18 protein-coding genes and 1 tRNA gene are annotated in these 21,698 nt (G+C 34.0%); 15 read left to right on the forward strand and 4 right to left on the reverse strand.

Going from position 1 to position 21,698, the window contains the following annotated elements:
- Positions 1-69: 69 nt before the first annotated feature.
- From BM383_RS01265 to BM383_RS01290, 6 genes are all read left to right on the forward strand, one after another.
- Complete coding sequence (locus BM383_RS01265) at positions 70-831, forward strand: glycerophosphodiester phosphodiesterase (RefSeq protein WP_245766502.1); 762 nt, start codon at positions 70-72, stop codon at positions 829-831.
- A gap of 30 nt (positions 832-861) precedes the next feature.
- Entirely contained in the window at positions 862-2,067 is a 1,206-nt protein-coding gene (locus BM383_RS01270) for a BaiN/RdsA family NAD(P)/FAD-dependent oxidoreductase (RefSeq protein ID WP_093021884.1), read from the forward strand.
- Between the two features lie 92 nt (positions 2,068-2,159).
- Positions 2,160-3,248 (forward strand): diphosphomevalonate decarboxylase, encoded by a 1,089-nt coding sequence (locus tag BM383_RS01275; protein ID WP_093021887.1) that lies wholly within the window; start codon positions 2,160-2,162, stop codon positions 3,246-3,248.
- Between the two features lie 27 nt (positions 3,249-3,275).
- Positions 3,276-4,214: a mevalonate kinase family protein gene (locus BM383_RS01280; protein ID WP_093021890.1), complete on the forward strand. Its 939-nt coding sequence runs from the start codon at positions 3,276-3,278 to the stop codon at positions 4,212-4,214.
- A 26-nt stretch (positions 4,215-4,240) separates the two neighbouring features.
- Positions 4,241-5,152 (forward strand): geranylgeranylglycerol-phosphate geranylgeranyltransferase, encoded by a 912-nt coding sequence (locus BM383_RS01285; protein WP_093021893.1) that lies wholly within the window; start codon positions 4,241-4,243, stop codon positions 5,150-5,152.
- 81 nt (positions 5,153-5,233) lie between these two features.
- Positions 5,234-6,091, forward strand: a complete 858-nt coding sequence (locus BM383_RS01290) for a pseudouridine synthase (RefSeq protein WP_093021896.1) — start codon at positions 5,234-5,236, stop codon at positions 6,089-6,091.
- 53 nt (positions 6,092-6,144) lie between these two features.
- Here the strand turns inward: BM383_RS01290 and BM383_RS01295 are convergent, their stop codons facing one another.
- Positions 6,145-7,629 carry a cellulose synthase family protein gene (locus BM383_RS01295; RefSeq protein WP_093021899.1) on the reverse strand — a complete coding sequence of 495 codons (1,485 nt, stop codon included), beginning with the start codon at positions 7,627-7,629 and terminating at the stop codon, positions 6,145-6,147.
- A gap of 265 nt (positions 7,630-7,894) precedes the next feature.
- A tRNA-Phe gene (locus tag BM383_RS01300) sits at positions 7,895-7,967 on the reverse strand.
- 107 nt (positions 7,968-8,074) lie between these two features.
- On the opposite strand from BM383_RS01300, the gene BM383_RS01305 reads away from it, so the two are divergent.
- The 7 genes from BM383_RS01305 (at position 8,075) to BM383_RS01335 (ending at position 15,662) form a co-directional block, all read left to right on the forward strand.
- The gene (locus BM383_RS01305; RefSeq protein ID WP_093021902.1) at positions 8,075-8,806 is read left to right on the forward strand and encodes a type III pantothenate kinase; all 732 of its coding nucleotides are present in this window, start codon (positions 8,075-8,077) and stop codon (positions 8,804-8,806) included.
- Positions 8,799-10,073, forward strand: coding sequence for a BamG family beta-barrel-assembly machinery protein (locus BM383_RS01310; protein WP_093021905.1), 1,275 nt, complete (start codon positions 8,799-8,801; stop codon positions 10,071-10,073). The genes BM383_RS01305 and BM383_RS01310 overlap by 8 nt, the downstream gene beginning before the upstream one ends.
- 19 nt (positions 10,074-10,092) lie before the next feature.
- The gene (locus BM383_RS01315; RefSeq protein WP_093023389.1) at positions 10,093-11,442 is read left to right on the forward strand and encodes a hypothetical protein; all 1,350 of its coding nucleotides are present in this window, start codon (positions 10,093-10,095) and stop codon (positions 11,440-11,442) included.
- A gap of 1 nt (position 11,443) precedes the next feature.
- Positions 11,444-12,013, forward strand: coding sequence for an LPS export ABC transporter periplasmic protein LptC (gene lptC, locus BM383_RS01320; protein ID WP_093021908.1), 570 nt, complete (start codon positions 11,444-11,446; stop codon positions 12,011-12,013).
- On the forward strand, positions 12,010-12,204 hold the full coding sequence (locus tag BM383_RS01325; protein ID WP_245766503.1) for a hypothetical protein: 195 nt from the start codon (positions 12,010-12,012) through the stop codon (positions 12,202-12,204). Before lptC ends, BM383_RS01325 begins: the two co-directional genes overlap by 4 nt.
- A 3-nt stretch (positions 12,205-12,207) precedes the next feature.
- Positions 12,208-13,452, forward strand: a complete 1,245-nt coding sequence (locus tag BM383_RS01330) for a hemolysin family protein (protein ID WP_093021911.1) — start codon at positions 12,208-12,210, stop codon at positions 13,450-13,452.
- A gap of 95 nt (positions 13,453-13,547) precedes the next feature.
- Positions 13,548-15,662 carry a peptidylprolyl isomerase gene (locus tag BM383_RS01335; RefSeq protein WP_093021914.1) on the forward strand — a complete coding sequence of 705 codons (2,115 nt, stop codon included), beginning with the start codon at positions 13,548-13,550 and terminating at the stop codon, positions 15,660-15,662.
- 70 nt (positions 15,663-15,732) lie between these two features.
- Here the strand turns inward: BM383_RS01335 and BM383_RS01340 are convergent, their stop codons facing one another.
- Positions 15,733-16,632 (reverse strand): GYDIA family GHMP kinase, encoded by a 900-nt coding sequence (locus tag BM383_RS01340; RefSeq protein WP_093021917.1) that lies wholly within the window; start codon positions 16,630-16,632, stop codon positions 15,733-15,735.
- Entirely contained in the window at positions 16,629-17,951 is a 1,323-nt protein-coding gene (locus tag BM383_RS01345; protein ID WP_093021920.1) for a hydroxymethylglutaryl-CoA reductase, degradative, read from the reverse strand. The genes BM383_RS01340 and BM383_RS01345 overlap by 4 nt, the downstream gene beginning before the upstream one ends.
- A 159-nt stretch (positions 17,952-18,110) precedes the next feature.
- Between BM383_RS01345 and BM383_RS01350 the strand changes: the two genes are divergently transcribed.
- The gene (locus BM383_RS01350; protein WP_093021923.1) at positions 18,111-20,279 is read left to right on the forward strand and encodes a S9 family peptidase; all 2,169 of its coding nucleotides are present in this window, start codon (positions 18,111-18,113) and stop codon (positions 20,277-20,279) included.
- 15 nt (positions 20,280-20,294) lie between these two features.
- Positions 20,295-21,692 carry a peptide MFS transporter gene (locus BM383_RS01355; protein WP_093021926.1) on the forward strand — a complete coding sequence of 466 codons (1,398 nt, stop codon included), beginning with the start codon at positions 20,295-20,297 and terminating at the stop codon, positions 21,690-21,692.
- The last annotated feature ends 6 nt before the right edge of the window (positions 21,693-21,698 follow it).

The raw sequence follows: 21,698 nt of genomic DNA on the forward strand, positions 1-21,698 counted from the left end.
TGGCTTTTTTAATATTTAGATAATAGCTATAAACGTGTATTTGATGTACTTTAGGTGAAAATAATGTCTATGAAAAATTTTATACTTCTCATGTTTATGGCGACACTAATCAACAATATTCAAGCTCAGGAAACAAAACCAATTATTATAGGTCATAGAGGAGCTATGGGGTATGAATTGGAAAATACAATTCCATCTATTAAAAAAGCATTGGAGCTAAATGTAGATATGATTGAAATTGATGTTTATAAAATTGCAACAGGCGAAATTGTTGTTTTTCATGACGATACAGTGGATAGACTTTCTAATTCTACAGGCTCAATAGAAGATTTTAGTTTTACAGTACTTAGGGAAATAGCGTTAAAAGATAGTTTACAAATACCAACTTTAGAAGAGGTTATAAACACGATTGATAAGAAATGTAAATTGAATATAGAACTGAAAGGTGCAAATACCGCAACTGATACATACCGTATTATTCAGGATTGTATACAACTTAAAAATTGGGAAAAATCAGATTTTATCATATCAAGTTTTCGTTGGGATGAACTAGAGAAAATGAGATCTTTAGATGAAAATATAGCTATCGCCATTCTATTAGAAGGAGATCCTTTAGAAGGTATTGTTATAGCACAAGAGCTGAAAGCAATAGCTATAAATCCTGCTTTCAAAAACTTAACTTCAGAAAATGTAGCTAAGATCAAATCGTTACATTTTAAGATATTTCCGTGGACGGTAAATAGTTTGGAAAATATCCATGCAATGATCAATTTTAAAGTTGATGGTATCATTACAAATTATCCTGATAGAGTTGCAGAAGCTTTGAAATAAAACTAGCTTAAAACCTTTATCTTTGCTAGCATGAAAACAGATGTGTTAGTAATTGGTGGTGGCGCAGCCGGCTTTTTTTCTGCCATAAATATAGCTCAGCAATCAAATCTTCGTGTGACCATTGTGGAGCGTGGAAAAGAAGTGTTAGGAAAAGTGAAAATTTCTGGTGGCGGGCGTTGCAACGTGACACATGCCGAATTCATTCCGAATGAGCTAGCCAAAAATTATCCTAGAGGAGAAAAAGAACTTAGAGGTCCATTTCATAGTTTTATGAGCGGTGATGTAATGGGGTGGTTCGAAGAAAGAGGAATTGCTTTAAAAATTGAAGAAGACGGCAGGGTTTTCCCCGCTTCAGATGATTCACAAACCATTATAGATTGTTTTCTTCAGGAAGCGGAAAAATATGGCGTAAAGGTATTGCGTGGTCATACCGTAAAAACGATACAGCCAAACCAAAATAAGTTTAATGTTGTTGCGGGTGATTTGGAAATAGAAGCCCAAAAAGTAGTGGTTGCCACGGGTAGTAATCCAAAGGTTTGGAAACTTTTAGAAACGCTTGGTCATACTGTTATTCAACCCGTACCTTCTTTGTTTACATTCAATTCAAAAGATGCTCGCATCAAAAATTTACCGGGTGTTGTAGCCAATGTAAGTACTAAAGTTTTAGGAAGTAAGTTAAGTTCGCAAGGACCGTTGCTTATTACTCATTGGGGAATGAGTGGTCCCGCTATTTTGAAATTATCTGCGTGGGGAGCTCGAATTTTAAATGAAAAAAATTATCAGTTTCAAATTGAAATCAATTGGTTGCAACATGCTAGTTTTGAAGAAGTATTAGATATGTTGAAAGCAGAAAAGCAGGAAAATCCCAAAAAACAGATCATAAATTCACGAATTTTCGAACTTCCAAAAAGGCTTTGGGAATCTATAGTAGTTGCTTGTGAAGTACAAGAAGTTCGCTGGGCCGATAGTACAAAAAAGCAACTTCAACAATTGGCAAAGGAGTTAACGCAAGCTACTTTCAATATCAACGGGAAAAGTACTTTTAAAGAAGAGTTTGTTACAGCAGGTGGCGTGAAATTAAAAGAAATCAACTTCAAAACTTTTGAAAGTAAACTTCATAAGAACCTCTTTTTTGCAGGCGAAGTATTAAATATTGATGCAATTACCGGCGGTTTTAATTTTCAAAATGCCTGGACAAGCGGATTTTTGGTAGCAAAGTCAATTGCTGAAAACTAGACGCTAACATTTATTTATCATAATTTTCATGCCTATTTCTATATAGAGAAACCAAGAATCAATTATCTTTGTTAAGAAAGCAATAGAATAGCATGTCTGAAAAAGAATTTGTGCCTTCAAAAAAACTCAGAAAACAGAAGATCGAAGGCAAAGTTACATGGAAATCCCCTAGTAATATTGCATTGGTAAAATACTGGGGAAAAAAGCCCATTCAACTTCCAGCGAATACATCGTTGAGCTTTACGCTAAACGATTGTGTTACCACAACAACGCTTAGTTATAAACCGTTAGATAAAACTTCCAAAGAATATGTTTTTGATGTTTTGTTAGATGGCGAATCTAAGAAAAGTTTTAGACCAAAAATTGAAAAATTTTTTGAGAACGTAGAGCGCTATTTTCCTTTTTTGAAGGATTATGAGTTTTCTATTGAAACATCTAATTCTTTTCCTCATAGTAGTGGTATTGCTTCTTCGGCAAGTGGTATGAGTGCTTTGGCGCTTTGCTTAATGAGTATGGAAAAGGAAATGGCCAAAGGAGATCTAGAGAAAGATTATTTTGATAGAAAAGCTTCTTTTGTTGCTCGTTTAGGTTCAGGAAGTGCTTGTAGAAGTGTTCAAGGACCTATAATGGTTTGGGGAGAAAATGATAGTATCAAAAATTCTTCAAACGAATTGGCGATCCCATATCCTCATAAACTCCACGAAGTATTTACTACTTATCAAGATTGTATTTTACTTGTTGATAAAGGTGAAAAAGTGGTAAGCAGTACGGTAGGGCATGATTTAATGCATTACCATCCTTTTGCTAAAAAACGTTTCAAGCAAGCTGAAAAAAATATTGCTACACTTAAAGGAATTTTAAAACACGGAGATTTAAAAGGGTTTATAAAGTTGGTGGAGAGCGAAGCGTTAACGCTACACGCTATGATGATGACGAGTATGCCTTATTTTATATTGATGAAACCTAATACTTTAGAGATTATTCAAAAAGTTTGGGAGTTCAGAAAACAAACAAAACTTCACTTGTGTTTCACGTTGGATGCCGGCGCAAATGTGCACTTATTGTATCCAGAAGCAGAAAAAGATGCTGTTTTGGAATTTATTAAGAATGAGTTAGTTGTATTTTGTGAAAACCAACAGTATATTTGCGACAAGGTTGGTTTAGGCGCGGTGCAATTATAAACGCTTCTCTTGTAATTATTTAAAGAAATGAAAAGACCTCTATTTTATTCAAAGATTTTACTTTTTGGTGAATACGGAATCATCAAGGATTCCAAAGGCTTGTCTATACCTTATAATTTTTACAAAGGAGCATTGAAAAATGATGCAAATTCTTCTGATGTTGCTTTGAAATCTAACGAAAGCCTAGCTGCTTTTGTTGATTACCTAGAAGAGCTTCAGTCTAAACAACCATCACTTGTAACATTTGATTTCGACCGTTTAAAATCAGATATTGAAGTAGGAATGTATTTTGATAGTACTATTCCTCAAGGATATGGGGTAGGTAGTTCTGGTGCTTTGGTAGCCGCTATTTATGATGAGTATGCCAACGATAAAATTACAGTTCTTGAAAATCTTACAAGAGAAAAATTATTGCAATTAAAAACCATTTTTGCGGCTATGGAATCTTTTTTCCATGGAAATTCTAGTGGTTTAGATCCTTTAAATAGTTATTTAAGCATTCCAATTCTTATTAATTCTAAAGATCATATTGAGCCTGCAGGCATTCCATCTCAAAAAGAAGGTGGCAAAGGAGCTGTCTTTTTATTAGATAGTGGAATTGTTGGGGAAACTGCGCCTCTTGTTCAAATTTTCATGGAGAATATGAAGCAAGAAGGTTTTAGAAAAATGGTAAAAGATCAGTTTGTAAAACATACCGATGCTTGTATTGATGACTTTTTGAAAGGAAATGTAAAGTCGCTTTTTCATAATATAAAAGAGCTTTCTCACGTTGTTTTGGATAACTTTAAACCAATGATTCCGGCGAGTTTTCATGAACTTTGGAAAAATGGAATTGAAACCAATGATTACTATTTGAAACTTTGTGGTTCTGGTGGTGGAGGTTATATTCTTGGGTTTACAGAGGATATTGATAAAGCTAGAAAAGCATTGAAAGATCATAAATTGGAGGTTGTATATAACTTCTAACATACTTTTTTCCATAAATACTTTATATGTCTAAACGACGCATTACAAAAATAGCGTTGCTTAAGTTACTAAGCCTGTTCTCTGTAATTAGAGGATGGAATATTTTAGTAATTACGTTAGCACAATATTTAGCGTCCATTTTCATCTTAGCGCCAGATACGCATTCTTTAAAAGAGGTTTTATTGGATGTCAAATTATTTATGATCGTGACATCAGGCGCATTGGCCATTGCGGGTGGCTATATTATCAATAACTTTTACGATGCTGAAAAAGATATAATAAACAAACCACTCAAGTATAAAATAGATAGGCTTATGCGGCAAAATACGCAGCTAATAGTCTATTTTATTTTGAATTTACTGTCAGTTATTGCAGCGAGTTACGTTTCTTTCAAAGCGGTAATTTTTTTCTCTTTATACATATTTTGGTTGTGGTTCTATAGCCATAGATTGAAGAAAATTCCTTTAGTGGGAAATATAGTTTCAGCAACACTTTCTATAATTCCTTTCTTTGCGGTATTTGTTTACTACGGAAACTACCAACATGTAATTTTTGTACATGCGGTATTTTTATTTTTACTCATTTTGTTGCGTGATTTTGTAAAAGATTTAGAAAACTTAACGGGAGATTTATTAAATGATTACAAAACATTGCCTGTTCAATTAGGAGAAAAGTGGTCAAAATATATTATAACCTTTACAGTGCTTCTAACGCTAATTCCCGGTTACTTACTCATCAGTAGGTATAATATTGGAAAAATGGAATACTACTTCTATTTCGCTTCTGTTTTTCTCGTACTTTTTATTGTGCTAGTTTGGAAGGCAAAAGGAAAGAAAGGATATCTTATACTTCACAATATTTTAAAGTTCATCATCATTACAGGAGTTTTTAGTATTTTATTGGTGGATACTTCATTGGTGATAAATAGAATTCTTTAAGTTGTAAAATTCTGATTTTCGAACTGTTATAATTATTCTCTTTTCGAAATAAAACATTGTATCTTTGCAAAAAATTATTTTATGAGTAGAACTGATAAATCATCAGGAAAACAATCAGGTAGACAAGGAGGCGGAAATAAAAAAGGTAGCTTCACAAGAGGTAATGCGCCAATTAAGAAAAAATGGGAAAAGAAAAAGCCTGCTTCAAATGCTCCTATAAAAAAATCTGAAGGAATCAGATTAAATAAATATATAGCAAACTCTGGTGTTTGCTCTAGAAGAGATGCAGATATTTACATCGCATCTGGAAATGTGTTGGTAAATGGAGAGCCGGTAACCGAGATGGGTTACAAAGTGAATCCAACAGATGAAGTAAAATTTGACGGTAGATTGATCACTCCAGAAAAAGTAGAGTATCTTTTACTTAACAAGCCAAAAGGCTTTGCGGTTTTACCAAATTTAGAAGTAGGAAAGCGTTCTGTTTTAGAGCTAATTTCCAATGCTACAAAATCTAGAATTTCGTCAATTGACAGATTAGATAGGCCTTCTACAGGACTTTTGTTGTTTACAAACGATGTGGCACTTTCTCAAAAATTGAATCATGCTTCTAGTTCGGTAACGCATTTATACCATATTGCATTAGAAAAAAATCTTTCACATGCCGATTTGCTGAAAATCAGAGAAGGGTTAAATATCGATGATGTTTTTGTAGAGGTAGAAGAGATCACGTATACAGATCAAGGTTCTAAAAGAGAGTTAGGAGTTAGAGTCAAAGGGCTGAAAAGCAAAACTGTGAAAAGAATTTTTGAACAACTGGGTTACGAAATCAAAATGATGGATAGAGTAATGATTGCAGAACTCACCAAAAAAGATCTTCCTAGAGGTCATTGGCGTTTTTTAACATCGCAAGAAGTCATCAACCTTAAGAACATGAAATAAAAAAATCCCCGAACTCGGGGATTTTTTTTGATATATACTTCGATAAAATCTGTTTATGCTTTTGATGTCAAGGAATTGAAGAAAACAAAGGCAAATCCGGCGAATAACATAAAGTGAAATGGAAACATTCCAAAATCATTCAGTTTAATACCGCTGTACATGCCAAATAAGAAATAAACCATTAAAGCACCTTCCAAGATCATGTTAGGCGATAGTTTTGTGTTTAAATACTTATTTCCTTTCCAGGTATCTTTTAAATTACTAATGTTGAATTTAGGAGTTCGTACAAATTCACTCTTTCTACCCATATGACCTTGGATTACAGCAACGGTATTGTGTAATGAAAAACCTAAAGCAATAGAGAAAAATGTGAAGAATAGTTTTATAAAATCTACAAAACTATCTAAGCTGCTTCCTTGAATGCTTTTATGTGTAAACCAATAACATACAAATAAAATAATTGTACTTGCAATGAAAAAGCTAGTCATTTGAAAAACCCATCCAAGATGTCCAAATGAGTTTTTAATATACAGCATTGGAATACTTAAAAGTGCAACCACAAACACAAATAGAAACATAGAACTATTCAGTAAATGCATAATTCCATGCAGCTTAGTTTTAAATCCGATAGTGTCAGAAGATAAAACGCGCGTTGCAGTTTTTCTAAAGTTTTCTGCTCCACCTTTATTCCATCTAAATTGTTGCGAACGTGCAGCACTAATTACAACTGGTAATTCGGCTGGAGTTTCAACGTCTTCTAAATATTTAAATTTCCAATTTTTCAATTGTGCACGGTAGCTAAGGTCAAGATCTTCTGTTAAAGTATCTCCTTCCCAGTTTCCGGCATCTAAAATACATTGCTTTCTCCAAATACCTGCAGTTCCATTAAAATTGATGAAATGCCCTTTTGAATTACGTCCTACTTGTTCTAAAGTAAAATGAGTATCTAAGGCAAAAGCTTGTATTTTGGTAAGAATAGAATAATCTCTATTGATATGTCCCCAACGGGTTTGTACCACACCAATTTCAGGATCTTTAAAGTAGATTACAGTTTTTTTCAACCAATCACTATCCGGTAGAAAATCGGCATCAAAAATGGCGATGAATTCCCCTTTAGCAATGGCTAACCCTTCTTTTAAGGCACCTGCCTTAAATCCTTGGCGATTGGTTCTTCTTATGTGTTGAATATCTAAACCTTCTTCTTGTAATTCTTTGATCAAGCGTTCGGTTTCTACAACAGATTCGTCGGTAGAATCATCCAATACTTGAATTTCCAATTTGTTGGTTGGATACTCAATTTTAGAAATGTTGTCTAACAGTCTTTTTACAACATATTCTTCATTAAAAATTGGTAATTGTATGGTTACCAATGGAATCTCTTTTGGGTCCAATAAGTTGAACTTTGGAGCTTCCTCTGTTTTTCTTTTGTTGCCTAAATAATTGATCAAAAGGTTCAATTGAGCTAAGCTGTAAAAGAAAATCAACACCAATGAAAAACAGTAAATAGCAATGATTACGTATGAAATAGCTAAATTCATTTACTGATGCGGTTAAAAATTAAATGGGTTTTATAAGGTGCAAATATAAAATCTTTTAGGATTCATTAAGATTTTTAAAGTTAATATTTTATCACGAAACTCCTATTACTATTGGGGTTTGGTGGGGTTTTCAATGGTTTGATTCTTAAAATTTTAAGGAATCTTTAAGAATCATTGTCTTTAACATTGATAAAGGATTTTTTGATGTGTATTATTGAGAAGTATATAAAAAACAAAACCCGAACATTTGTTCGGGTTTTGTTAGTGGTACCTCCAGGAATCGAACCAGGGACACAAGGATTTTCAGTCCTTTGCTCTACCAACTGAGCTAAGGTACCAGTTGTTTTGCTTGATTGCGGGTGCAAATATAGAATCAAAATTTAAACTTCCAAAACAATTTTAAAAAAAAATCACTTTTGTACTTTTGTTATTTAAATAAATAAACATGAATCTTGTCATAGATGTAGGGAATACATTTTCCAAAATCGCTGTTTTTCAGAATGATTCGATTGTAGATTTAGAGAAAGTAACCTTTGAAGAGTTATTTTTTACTGTTCAAAAAAAAATTGAAAAATTTCCAATTAAGGCTTCTATTTTGTTTTCTGTAAATCATGATGCGGAAGAGTTGAGTGCTTTTCTAAAAGAAAAAACATGCTTCGTAAAGATGGCTAATGATTTGAAGCTTCCTTTTTCCAATAACTATGGGACACCAAATACGCTTGGGCAAGATAGAATCGCGCTGGCGGCACAAGCAGCTCATAGTTTTCCTTTTCAGAATCTATTAATAATAGATGCGGGTACTTGTATTACGTACGATTTTTTAGATGATCAAAAAAAGTATTTAGGAGGTGGTATTTCACCAGGTTTAAGAATGAGGTTTGAGGCTTTGCATAATTTTACCGCTAAGTTGCCCGTTATAATTGCAGAGGAAATAGATTTTATCATAGGATCAAATACATCAGAAAGTATGCTCTCTGGAGTTGTTAATGGCATTGTTTATGAGATCGATGGATTTATAACCGAATATTCAAAAAATTATAAAGATTTAACAGTTATTTTAACAGGCGGCGATGCTCAATTTTTGTCAAAAAGATTAAAAAATGGCATATTTGCCAATTCAAATTTCCTCTTGGAGGGTTTGAACACGATTTTAGAACTTAATAAAACGAATGATTAAAAAAACTCTAGTTACAGTAGCTTTTTTGTTGATGGGGGTCATAGCTACTGCACAAGAAAGTACGGCTTCGCCTTATTCTTTCTATGGAATAGGAAGCCTGAAATTTCAAGGAACAATGGAAAGTAGGGCCATGGGTGGCTTAAGTTTGTACCCAGATAGTCTTGCTTTAAATATACAGAATCCAGCTGCGTTGGGAGAATTGAATTTAACATCATATAATGTAGGAGCTTCTTTTTCAAGACTTGGACTTAAAACTGATGCTAGAAATGAATCAGCTCAATCAGCTTCATTTGATTATATTGCATTAGGTTTTCCGCTTGGTAAAAAAATGGGTGCTAGTTTTGGATTATTACCGTATACTTCTGTTGGTTATGCTTTGCAAAACCAGTACGATGATAGTGAAGGAAATGCGATAGCAACGCAATACGAAGGAGAAGGTGGTGTAAATAAAGTGTATGTTTCCATAGGTTACGAAATTACCGATGAATTGAGCATTGGAGTAATGGGTAACTATAATTTTGGTAATATAGAAAATAGAATTCTGTATAGAAGAGAAGGAGTACAATTGGCTACAAGAGAGTTGAACAGGTCTGAGTTAAGTGGGTTAGATTTTAAATTTGCGCTTAACTATAAGAAAATGTTGAAAAACTCCTATGAGTTAGTAGGTTCTGTTCAGTATACTCCGGAAAGTTCCATAGCATCAGATAATTATCGAGGTTACAGTACGGTTCTGGTATATGAAAATGGTACAGAGGCAGTGAGCAATAGTTATGACGCGGATCTTGGTTCTCAAGGATTAGATAAAACCGATATGATTTTTCCAAGTAGAACAAATGTAGGGCTAGGATATGGGAAAAAAAACAAGTGGTTTGTTGGAGCAGAATATGAATTTGCAGAAAACAGCAATTTTTCAAACCCATTTATAAGCGTATCAGGAGTGTCTTATGAAAATTCGAACGGATATACCTTGGGTGGATTCTTTACACCAAAGTATAATTCCTTTACAAGTTATTTCCAAAGAATAACCTATAGAGCGGGTGCTCATTTTAAAAATACAGGAATGATTATTAATGATGAACAAATTAATGATTATGGTGTATCTTTAGGGCTTTCTTTGCCAGTAGCTAAATTGTCAAAAATAAATCTTGGCATAGATCTTGGAAGAAGAGGTACTACAAACGCCTCTCTTATACAAGAAAATTATTTTAACTTTAGAGTTGGCTTGTCTTTGTTAGACAGATGGTTTGTGAAAAGTAAATTTAATTAATAATATATTTTTTTAGATGATGAGAAAGAAACTTGCATTATTTGTAGCTGTTGCTGGTATGTTCGGGGTTACCGAAGTTGCCGCTCAAAATCCAGAATGTAATACCAATTTATCTTTGTATGTTCAGGATGCAAAAGTGAAAAACTACGATGCAGCTTACGAACCTTGGAAAATGGTTTATGAAAATTGCCCAGACCTTCACTATGCAAACTTTGTATATGGTGAGCGTATTCTTGAGCACAAAATGGAATCTGACGCAGCAAACAAAGATCAATATGTTCAAGATCTTTTAGGGTTGTATGATGGTTATTACAAATATTTTGGACCAGAAGCAGGTAAAAAGAAAAAATATTACTACAGCGAAATGGTTAGTGATAAAGTGAAATTAATGAACTCTGAAGGTTTGGGGACAGATCAAGAGATTTATGATATGGTTCACGAAGCACTACAAAAAGATAAAGATAATTTAACCAGTGAGCTAGTGTTGTATATCTACTTCAAGAAAACAGTAGATTTATACAAAGCAGAACAATTAGATCTTCAAGTTGTTTTTGATACATACGATGATGTTTCTGAAAGAATTGAAGAATTAAGAAACGACTTAGCTAAAACAATGAACCCACTTGTAGAAAAGCAAGAAGCTGGTACAGAGTTAACAGCTAAAGAAGCTAAAACATTGTCAAGATCAGAGAAAATCATGAGTAACTATAATGATATCTCTGGAAGTTTAGACTCTTATTTAGGTCAGTTAGCTGATTGTGATAACTTAATTCCTCTTTATGAGAAGAATTTTGAGGCAAACAAATCAGACGAAGAATGGTTGAACCGTGCAGCTTCTAGAATGACAGAGAAAGAATGTACAGATTCTGAGTTGTATGTTAAGATTGTTGAGCAATTACATTCTTTACATCCATCAGCTTCTTCAGCAAGATTCCTTGGGGTTATTGCTTATAAAAAAGGAGATAAGCAAGGTGCAATCAAGTGGTTTAAGGAGTCTATTGAATTAGAGGGAGATAAATTTAAAAAATCTAAAACAGCATTACAGATTGCAGGATTGTACTCTGGTTCAGCTTCAGCTAACTGGGCAAGAGAGGCATTAAAATATAACCCTTCAAACAATAAAGCTTGGAGTATTATAGCACATGCTTACGCAGATTCTGCTAACAGTTGTGGTTCTACAACTTTTGAGAAGAAAGCAGTATATTGGTTAGCGGCAGAAGCTGCGAGAAAAGGTGGAGATACCAAATTGGCAAACACCTATGAAAAGTATGCTCCTACAAAAACTGAGATTTTTGATGCTAACATGTCTGGAAAAACTCTTAAAATAGGATGTTGGATCAACAGATCTGTTAAAGTTCCTAGTTTATAAGATGTTAAACATCATAAAGCATAAATTTACTTTCATTGTCACAGCTTTTGCTGTGACAATGTTTTTTTCATGCGAAAACAATTTAAGCGAATTACAAAAATTGAACCTACAAGAAAAATTTCCGGTAGGTGAAGCAGTCAACTTTAAGCTTACTTATACAGACTCTACAAGGGTCAAAGCAATTCTTACAAGTCCACTAAACTATGATTATAGCAATCAAGAGTTTGGGTATTCAGAGTTCCCAAACGGCTTACACATAGATTTCTTTGACGACAATCAAAACAAAACCACGGTAGATGCTAATTATGGTATTTTGTATAACGATACCAATTTGGTAGAACTTCAAGATAGCGTGGTAATCAAAACGCATGAAGGTAAAATTTTGAAAACCAATAAGCTATTTTGGGATCAAAAAGATGAGTGGATTTATACCGATGAGGCGTTTCAATTTACAGATCCTGTAGAAGGCACGGTCATGAATGGAGTAGGAATGGATTTTAATAGAGATTTTACCATCGTAAATGCTCATGAAACCACAGGAGTAATGTATTTAAATGGAGAAGAAAAATGATGAAATTTTTAAAAATATTTGAAGTAGTATATTTAGTTATAGCTATTATTTCTATATTCGAAGTTATAAGAAGTTGGGGCGCAGATAGCGATAGAGCTTATTTGTTCCTGCTTTTTGGAGTAGTTTCTTTAGGAATGTTTTTCTTCAGAAGATTCTACAGAAAACGTATCGAAAAAAGGAAGCAACAATAAATTATGGAAATCTCCATTATCGTCATTTGTCTACTACTTTCCGCATTCTTTTCCGGAATGGAGATTGCCTATGTTTCCAGCAATAAAATTCATATAGAAATTGAGAAAAAGCAAGAAGGTTTCCTTGCAGCTGTACTTACCAAATTAACCAAAAGGCCTTCTAAATATATTGCTACCATGTTGGTGGGTAATAATTTGGCTTTGGTAATTTATGGTTTTTATATGGGAGATTTGGTAACAGCCATGTTACCCGCTCAGTTGCAAAACATTTTGGTGCAGACAGTGATTTCTACTTTAATCATTTTAATTACTGCAGAATTTCTTCCCAAAGTATTCTTTCAGATTTATGCCAATAAACTGCTGAAATTTTTTGCAGTTCCTGCCTATCTCTTCTATGTTTTATTTGGTGTGATTACTGAATTTATCATTTGGATATCAGATATCATTCTAAAATACATTTTCAAAACTGAAGGTGACAACGTTCAATTAGCGTTTTCCAAAATAGAACTAGGAGATTATATATCTGAACAAATGGAATCTGTGGATGAAGGAGAGAATGTAGATTCGGAAATTCAAATTTTTCAGAATGCATTGGAGTTTTCAGAAGTGAAAGCACGTGATGTAATGATTCCACGAACCGAAATTACGGCTGTAGAAATAGACGATAGCATTAAAATGGTAACTAATCTTTTTACAGATAGTGGTTATTCAAAGATTTTGGTCTATGAAGAATCTATAGATGATATTGTAGGCTATGTGCATTCATTTGATATGTTCAAAAGACCAAAAGACATTAAGAGTGTTTTAATGCCCGTAGGTTTTGTTCCTGAAACCATGCTCATAAGTGAAATTTTAAATGTGCTTATCAAAAAGAGAAAGAGTATCGCAGTAGTTATAGATGAGTATGGCGGTACTTCTGGTATTTTAACTGTGGAAGACATTGTAGAAGAATTGTTTGGGGAAATAGAGGATGAACATGATGTTACAGAATTTATAGAAGAGCAATTAGCTGAAAATGAGTTCAAATTCTCTGCGCGTTTAGAAGTTGACTATATCAATGAAAATTACAAAATAGATATTCCTGAAAGCGAAAATTACGGTACTTTGGGAGGTTTTATCATGAATCATACAGGTGAAATTCCTCAACAAAATGAGGTGATTACCATTGAAAACTTTCGATTTAAAATCCTGGATGTAGCCGAAACCAGAATAAAATTGGTACACCTTCACATTCTTGAAGAAGATTAGTTTTTTAAAAAAACTTGAATAAAACATTTTGGCTTTTATTATTTCAAAGAAAATGGTATTTTCGCCCACATTAATTTTATAATTATATTAACAAAATGGCAGTTCTTGAGAAAATTAGAAAGCGCTCTTTATTGCTAATTGCTCTTATCGGATTCGCGCTTTTTGCGTTCATTATTTCCGATCTAGTAGGAAAAGGTAGTTTTACAGTGTTTCAGAATAGAAATATTGGAGAGGTCAATGGAGACCCAATCAGTAATACAGACTTTAGAGAAAAAGTAGAGTTAACTATGAAAGGTATGGGAGCCAACGCGTCTACCATGTCTGCAGTAAATTCTGTTTGGAATAGAGAAGTTAACAATAGAATTTTAGAACAAGAATTCGAAAAATTAGGAATCAATGTTTCTGGAGAGCGTATCATCAACTTGGTGAAAAATAATCCTCAGGTAACAAGTAGCCCAATGTTTCAGAATGAAAATGGAGTTTTTGACGCTCAAAAATTCATTGATTATATCGCAGATCTTAAAGCATCATCTCCACAAGCATATGAGCAGTGGAAAATGCAAGAAGAATCAATTATTACCAATGCTAAGCAAGAAACGTATTATTCGTTAATCAAAGCGGGTCTTGGAGTAACAGAGAAAGAAGGAGAAGCTACGTATGCTGAAGAAGGAAATGAAGTTACTTTTAAATATTTACAAGTGCCTTATACTTCAATTGCAGATTCTACTATCGCTGTTTCAGATAGCGAAATCAAATCGTATATCAATGAACATAAAGATGAATTTGAAAATGGCGCAAATCGCAATGCGAGATTTGTAATTTTCAAAGAAGAGGCTTCTGATAATGATGTTAAATCCACTGAAGAAGATTTAGCTAAATTATTAAATGATACCAAAGTTTTTGAAAACGGAAAAGAAGTAACTGTAGCTGGTTTTAGAGATACTCAAGACGTAGCCGCATTCGTTTCTGAGAATTCTGATATTAGTTATGACACTACTTATGTTGTAAAAAGTAAATTACCAGCAAAATTTGCAGATACATTGTACAATCTTTCTGTTGGAGAAATTTATGGTCCTTACAAAGATGGTGATTACTTCAAAATTTCTAGAATGGTAGGTAAAAAACCAAACGGAAGTGTGAAGGCTAGTCATATTCTTATTTCTTATGAAGGAATTGAAAGAGTTCAGGCAAAAGAATCAAGAACGAAAGAAGAAGCAAAAGCTTTAGCAGATGAAATCTTAGCAAAAGCAAAGAAATCTGGTGCAGATTTTGGTGAATTGGCAAAAGAATATTCAGAAGATCCAGGTTCTGCTTCTAAAGGTGGAACGTATGATAATATTGTTCCTGGACAAATGGTTCCTGAATTCAATGACTTCATTTTTGATGAACCAATTGGTTCTATAGGAGTTGTAGAAACAGATTTTGGTTACCATGTAATCAAAGTAGAAGATAAATATGAAACTGTAAATGTTGCTACGGTTGCAAGAAAGATCGATGCTTCTGAAGAAACAATTGGAGAGTTGTACAACAATTCAAATCAGTTTGTATATCAAGTAACAGAAGAAGGTAAAGATTTTGAAGAAGCTGCAAAAGCAGGAGATTTCCGTGTAAGAGTTGCTGCAAATGTTGAAGAATTAGGTGGCGGTTTACCAGGAATCAACAATCAAAGAGGTATTGTTCGTTGGTTGTTTGAAGATGCTACTTCTGTTGGTGATGTTAAAAAATTCAATATTCCTTCAGGATATGTTGTAGTTCAATTAACAGGAATCAATAAAGAAGGAACTCAATCTGTAGAAGCTGCAAGAGCTACGGTAGAGCCTATCTTAAGACAGGAGAAGAAAGCTAAGCAAATTCTTGAAAAAGGTAAAGGAAAATCTTGGGATGAACTTGCTGATCTTTTCAATGTGAGATCACGTATGGCTTCAAAAGTAACTTTAGCAAACCCAACAATTTCTGGTGCAGGATCTGAGCCAGCTGTAGTGGGTACCGCTTTTGGACTTGAAGCAGGAAAAACTTCTGGTTTAATTGAAGGAGAAAAAGGGGTTTACATGATTGAAGTAAATGCTAAAAACGAAGCTCCAAAATTAGAGAACTATACAGTGTATAGAAATACGTTAAAAGATCAAAACGTAACAAAATATAGTACTTCGGTAGTAAATGCATTGAAAGAATCTGCAGATATCGAAGATAACAGAGCAACTTTCTATTAATAGAAAGCTTTCCTTAAAACAAAAAAACCTCTTGAATTTCAAGAGGTTTTTTGTTTATAAAAGGTTCTAATTAAAGAATCATTTCTTGGTACGTTAGAACGGTTTCAAAACCTTTCTTTTTGAAATATGCCGGAGTATTTTCATTGCCGGTTGCTAAGATAAAATCTCCACCCCAAGCCCCTAAGCTTTTAATGCTTCCCCAATAATCTTCGAAAAAGAGGTTTTTCACTTTTTTAAGCTGAAGGAAGTTTGAAATTAAGTTTTCATGTTCGTCTATTATTTCTTCAAAATCTGATAATGAAACACTGTTGGTTGCGGCCATAGATAATGCAGAAATCTTCTGAATCAATTCATTTTTATCAGTTTTCAAAGCTCTGTAATGCTGTATTCCTTCTTTACTGTCTTGTTTTTGATTCAAGTGAACAAAGTAGAGTTGATCTGAAAATGTTGGTTTAAAATCCAACGGTTGAATTACAGGTTTTTGATCTTGAATTTGATACGTTATAGCAGTATTATTTTGAGCGCAAGCAATGTCATAGCCGCTTCCTTTAAATGAGTTCCAAAGTAATTGAAAGGCATCAATTTTTGCCCATGAAGCTATATTGTTGATGAGGGTTGATGATGTGCCTAAACCCCAATTTCTAGGGAATGTTAATTCGGTTTTTACTACCGCACCTTTTTGTAAAAAATCAGGGTTGAAATTTCTAGCTGTTGTTAAGATCTCCACTAGCGTTTTCGCTTTTTCTACATCACTAGTTTCAATTACTCGTAAATGATTGCCAAGTTCAATTTGAACCTGAAACCATTCAGAATTAAGATCATCGTAGCTTTTCCAGTTTAAAATATGAGAATCATTTGATTCATACTCCAAGGATTGTCCAAATTTTGTAGGTAACGCAAAAGTTAATGCGCCATCTAGTACTGCATATTCTCCGGTGATTAATAACTTTCCGTTGCTATAAAATTTCATGAATTACTTCTTAATTTTTCGAATTCCGCTACAACATTACTATGTGTGGCTGTTTTATCTTTAAAGTAATTTACAAAGTATTTTTTCTCTTCTTCGGTAGCTCCCAATTGATTTAGAATGTTCAATAAGTGCATTTTCATATGTCCTTTTTGAATTCCGGAAGTGATTAAACTTCTTACGGCTCCAAAATTTTGAGCTAAACCGGCTACTGCTGTTATTTCCATCAATTGTTTCGCATTTGGATTTTCTAGCATTTCCAACGCTATTTTAACCATAGGGTGTAATTTGGTCAATCCGCCAACGGTTCCCATGGCTAATGGAATTTCAATCCAAAATTTAAAAATATTATTTTCTATCGTAGCGTGGGTTAAACTTGCATAGGATCCGTTTTTAGCGGCGTATGCATGAGCGGCTGCTTCTATGGCTCTAAAATCGTTTCCGGTTGCTAAAACTACCGCGTCAATACCATTCATGATGCCTTTGTTGTGCGTTACGGCTCTATAAGGTTCTATTTTGGCAATATTCACAGCTCTTACAAACTTTTCGGCAAATTCTTGAGGAGAAATGTCTTTGTCTTCATTTAAGTCTTCAACGGGACAGGAAACCGTTGCGCGCACCACGCAATTTGGAACGTAGTTAGAAAGAATACTCATTACTATTTGAATGTGTTTTTCTTCTTCAGAGAATTCACTAAAATGAAGAGCTTCTTCCTTGAATGTTTTGGCAAAGCCTTCCAAACATGAGTTGATGAAATTAGCGCCCATGGCATCCAAAGTTTCAAACGTGCAATGTAGTTGATAGTAGTTGGCAAGTTTATCAGTCTTGTCTTTTAGGGTAATTCCTGTAACGCCACCACCGCGTTTTTCCATATTTGTGGTGATTTCGGAAACCGAATGCATCAATTTGGGCATTACAATTTGAAAATACTTTTTAAGTTTCTCTACATCGCCATGATACATAAAATGAACCTGACCAATTTTTTCGGTTCCAAGGATTTCAGTTTTAAAGCCGCCTCTGTTTAGCCAGAATTTGGCAGCTTTACTCGCTGCAGCAACTACGGAGCTTTCTTCGATTGCCATTGGAATACTATATAACTTTTCATTGATCAAAAAATTAGGAGCAATTCCGATAGGTAAAAAAAAGTTGCTTATAGTGTTTTCTATAAATTCGTCATGCAATTTTTGCAGGGTTGCATCATTGTGCCAATAGGTTTTCAACGTTTCTTTTGCAGCTTTAGCATCATTAAAATATGTTTGCGTAAGCCAGTCTATTTTTTCCTCTTTAGATAATTTTGAAAATCCCTGTATTGGTTGTTTCATGTACGTCAAATTTTTTGCAAAGATACAATTATTGTAGGGTCTTGTTACTTCTTAAATGCTCGCTGCCAATATTTCCGAATCGTTAACGTTTAACTAAAAAAGTTTAATAATTTGTGAAATAATTAGTAAACTTGGGACTTTTATAAAATATACCACTTGATGAAGAATTTTCGCGTAGTTTTCCTACTATTCATAGCCGTTTCCGGGCAACTACTAGCACAAGACAAACAAATTACTTTAGAAGAAATATGGGGAGGAGCTTTCCGCACGCAAGGAATGGATGCGCTTCGATCTTTGAATAACGGAAAACAATATGCCGTTTTAAATTTTGATAGAGCTTCTCGCACTACAAGTGTTGATAAATATTATTACGAAACACTGGAAAAAACCGGTACTATCGTAAATTCAGAAGATATTGCTGAAATTCAATATTTTTTATCGTATGAATTTAGTGATGATGAAAGCAAAATGTTGCTAGCTACAGAGTTAAATCCTGTTTTCAGACATTCAACTTTGGGAACATTTTATGTGTACGATGTGGCTTCGAAAAAAGTAACAAAAGTTTCTGATGATCTAATTCAGGAGCCTACATTTTCACCAGATGGAAAGAAAGTAGCCTATGTTTTTGAGAATAATATCTATGTAAAATCTTTACAAGATGGTTCTGTTCAACAAGTGACGACAGATGGAGAAGATAATCATATAATTAACGGGGTAACCGATTGGGTTTATGAAGAAGAATTTGCCTTTGTAAAAGCTTTTGAATGGAATAAAGATAGTGATAGAATTGCTTTCTTAAGATTTGATGAGTCTGAAGTTCCAGAATTTTCAATGGATGTTTATGGTACTGCATTGTACCCAACACAAGACGTTTTTAAGTATCCGAAAGCAGGAGAAAAAAATTCAGATGTTACGTTACATGTATACAATTTAGATACCGAAAAAGTATCGCCACTTCCTATTGATATTGATTATGAATACATTCCAAGAATCGAGTTTTCAAATGAATCATCCATTTTAGCCGTTCAAGTTTTGAACAGACATCAGAACGATTTAAACTTATATTTTTATAATGTAGATTCAAAAGAGGCTAATGTAGTACTTCATGAAACAGATGATGCTTACGTTGATATTAATGATAATTTAACTTTCTTGGATGATAACAGTTTTATCTGGACTTCTGAAAAAGATGGATACAACCATATTTATCATTATGACAAAACAGGAAAGCTTAAAAAACAAGTGACAAGCGGTAACTGGGAAGTAACAGGTTATTACGGCTATAATCCAAAAGAAAAGAGAATCTATTACCAATCTGTAGAAAATGGTTCTATAGACAGAGATGTGTACTCTATCAAATTAAACGGTAAAAGTAAAAAGCATTTGTCCTCTCAAGAAGGAACCAATAGAGCAACATTTAGTGCAGATTTCAGCTATTTTATAAATTCATTTTCAAGTGCAACTATAGCTCCAAAATATACGCTGAACAGTGCCAAAGATGGTAAAGAGTTGAAAGTAATTGTTGCCAATGACGAGGCTAAAGAAAAGCTAGAAAGCTATAATGTTGCCATGAAAGAATTCAGTACTATTGAAATTAACGGTAATGAATTGAACATGTGGATGATAAAACCTGCTGATTTTGATCCAAACAAAAAATATCCACTTTTCTTATATCAGTATAGTGGACCAGGTTCACAATCTGTAGCTAATAGCTGGTACAGTAGCAATGATTACTGGTATTTTATGTTGGCACAACAAGGGTATATTGTTGCTTGTGTTGATGGTCGCGGAACCGGATTTAAAGGAGCTGCTTTCAAAAAAGTAACTCAGAAGGAATTGGGTAAATACGAGGTAGAAGATCAAATTGAAGTAGCCAAGACCCTTGGTGAAAGAAATTATATAGACGAAGATAGAATAGGAATCTGGGGTTGGAGCTTTGGAGGTTTCATGAGTAGCAATTGTATTTTAAAAGGAAACGATGTTTTCTCAATGGCTATCGCAGTTGCTCCGGTTACAAGCTGGAGATTTTACGACTCTATCTATACGGAAAGATACATGACAACTCCACAAGAAAATGCAAGTGGATATGATGATAATTCACCAATTAACTTTGTAGATCAATTAGAAGGGAAGTTCCTTTTAGTTCATGGAACGGGTGATGACAATGTTCATGTACAAAACTCCATGAGAATGATTGAAGCTTTGGTACAAGCCAACAAACAATTTGATTGGGCTATCTATCCAGATAAAAATCATGGAATTTATGGTGGAAACACAAGACTTCACCTATACACGAAACTAACCAACTTTATCAAAGAAAACCTATAACCAACAAAATAAACAATGGATCAAACAGCAAAAAGTCCACAAAAGGAAATATTTGGACATCCAGTAGGCTTGTATATATTATTCTTTACAGAAATGTGGGAGCGTTTTTCGTATTACGGAATGCGTGCATTATTAACTTTATTCTTAGTGGCTTCTGTAACAGCGGAAAATCCTGGTTGGGGTTGGACAGAAGGTGAAGCAATTAATCTATATAAATGGTATACAACCTTAGTATATCTGGCTTCTATTCCTGGTGGAATCATTGCAGATAGATGGCTGGGGCAAAAGAAAACCGTAATGTACGGAGGACTTTTACTTTGTATTGGTCATTTGGTATTAGCTTATGAAAATCTAACTGCTTTTTACGTAGGACTAGGTTTTATTATTGCTGGTGTAGGTGGTCTTAAGCCAAACATTTCTACAATGGTTGGTGGACTGTACAAGAGAGGAGATGATCGTAGAGATAAAGGTTTTTATATTTTCTATATCGGTATTAACCTTGGAGCTTTTCTAGCGGGAATTATTGTGGGTCAAGTTGGTGAAGGAATCAATTGGCACTATGGTTTCGGTTTGGCCGGAATTGGAATGTTGCTAGGTCAAGTTGTTTATATTTTCGGTCAGAAATATTTAAAAGGAGTTGGTGATTATTCAGGTGCTTCTGAAGATGCTGAAGAAAGAGAAGCCATGAAACGTCCTTTAAGTAGAGTAGAAAAAGATAGAATGATTGTAATGTTTCTTTCGTTCTTGATTATTATAGTTTTCTGGGGAGCTTTTGAGCAAGCCGGAGGTCTAATGAATATTTATGCAAAACAAAATACAGATAGAATGTTATTTGGTTGGGAGGTTCCTGCATCATACTTTCAATCTGTAAATTCATTCTTCATATTTACGTTAGCAATGCTAGTAGCTGGCTTTTGGGGTTGGTGGAAAATGAAAGGCAAAGAATCATCATCATTATTTAAAATGGCTATTGGAGTTTTGGTAATGGGATTTGGATTTGTATTTATGTCGTTCGCTTCTTTACAATATGAAGATGCTGGTAAATCTGCAATGTATTGGTTAATTTTAGCATACTTGTTCCACACATTGGGTGAATTGTGTGCATCTCCAGTTGCATTGTCTTTTATTACAAAACTAGCACCTGTAAAATATGCATCATTAATGATGGGGGCGTATTTTGCGGCTACAGGATTGGGTAACTTTGTAGCGGGGTCTATTGGGGAACAAATTAGTAATGCATCAGAATTTGAGATCTTTACAGGGATATTTATTTTCTGTACCATTTTTGCAATTTTGGTACTTCTTCTTTTGAAACCTTTAAAACGTTTAACGCATGGTGCTGAGGACACAAAAGTGGATGATGCAAATCAAGATAACAAAGGTCCTGAATTGGAAGAATTTGAAAAGGCATAACTAATA

The sequence above is a fragment of the Pustulibacterium marinum genome (assembly GCF_900116665.1).
Classification (GTDB): Bacteria; Bacteroidota; Bacteroidia; order Flavobacteriales; family Flavobacteriaceae; genus Pustulibacterium; species Pustulibacterium marinum.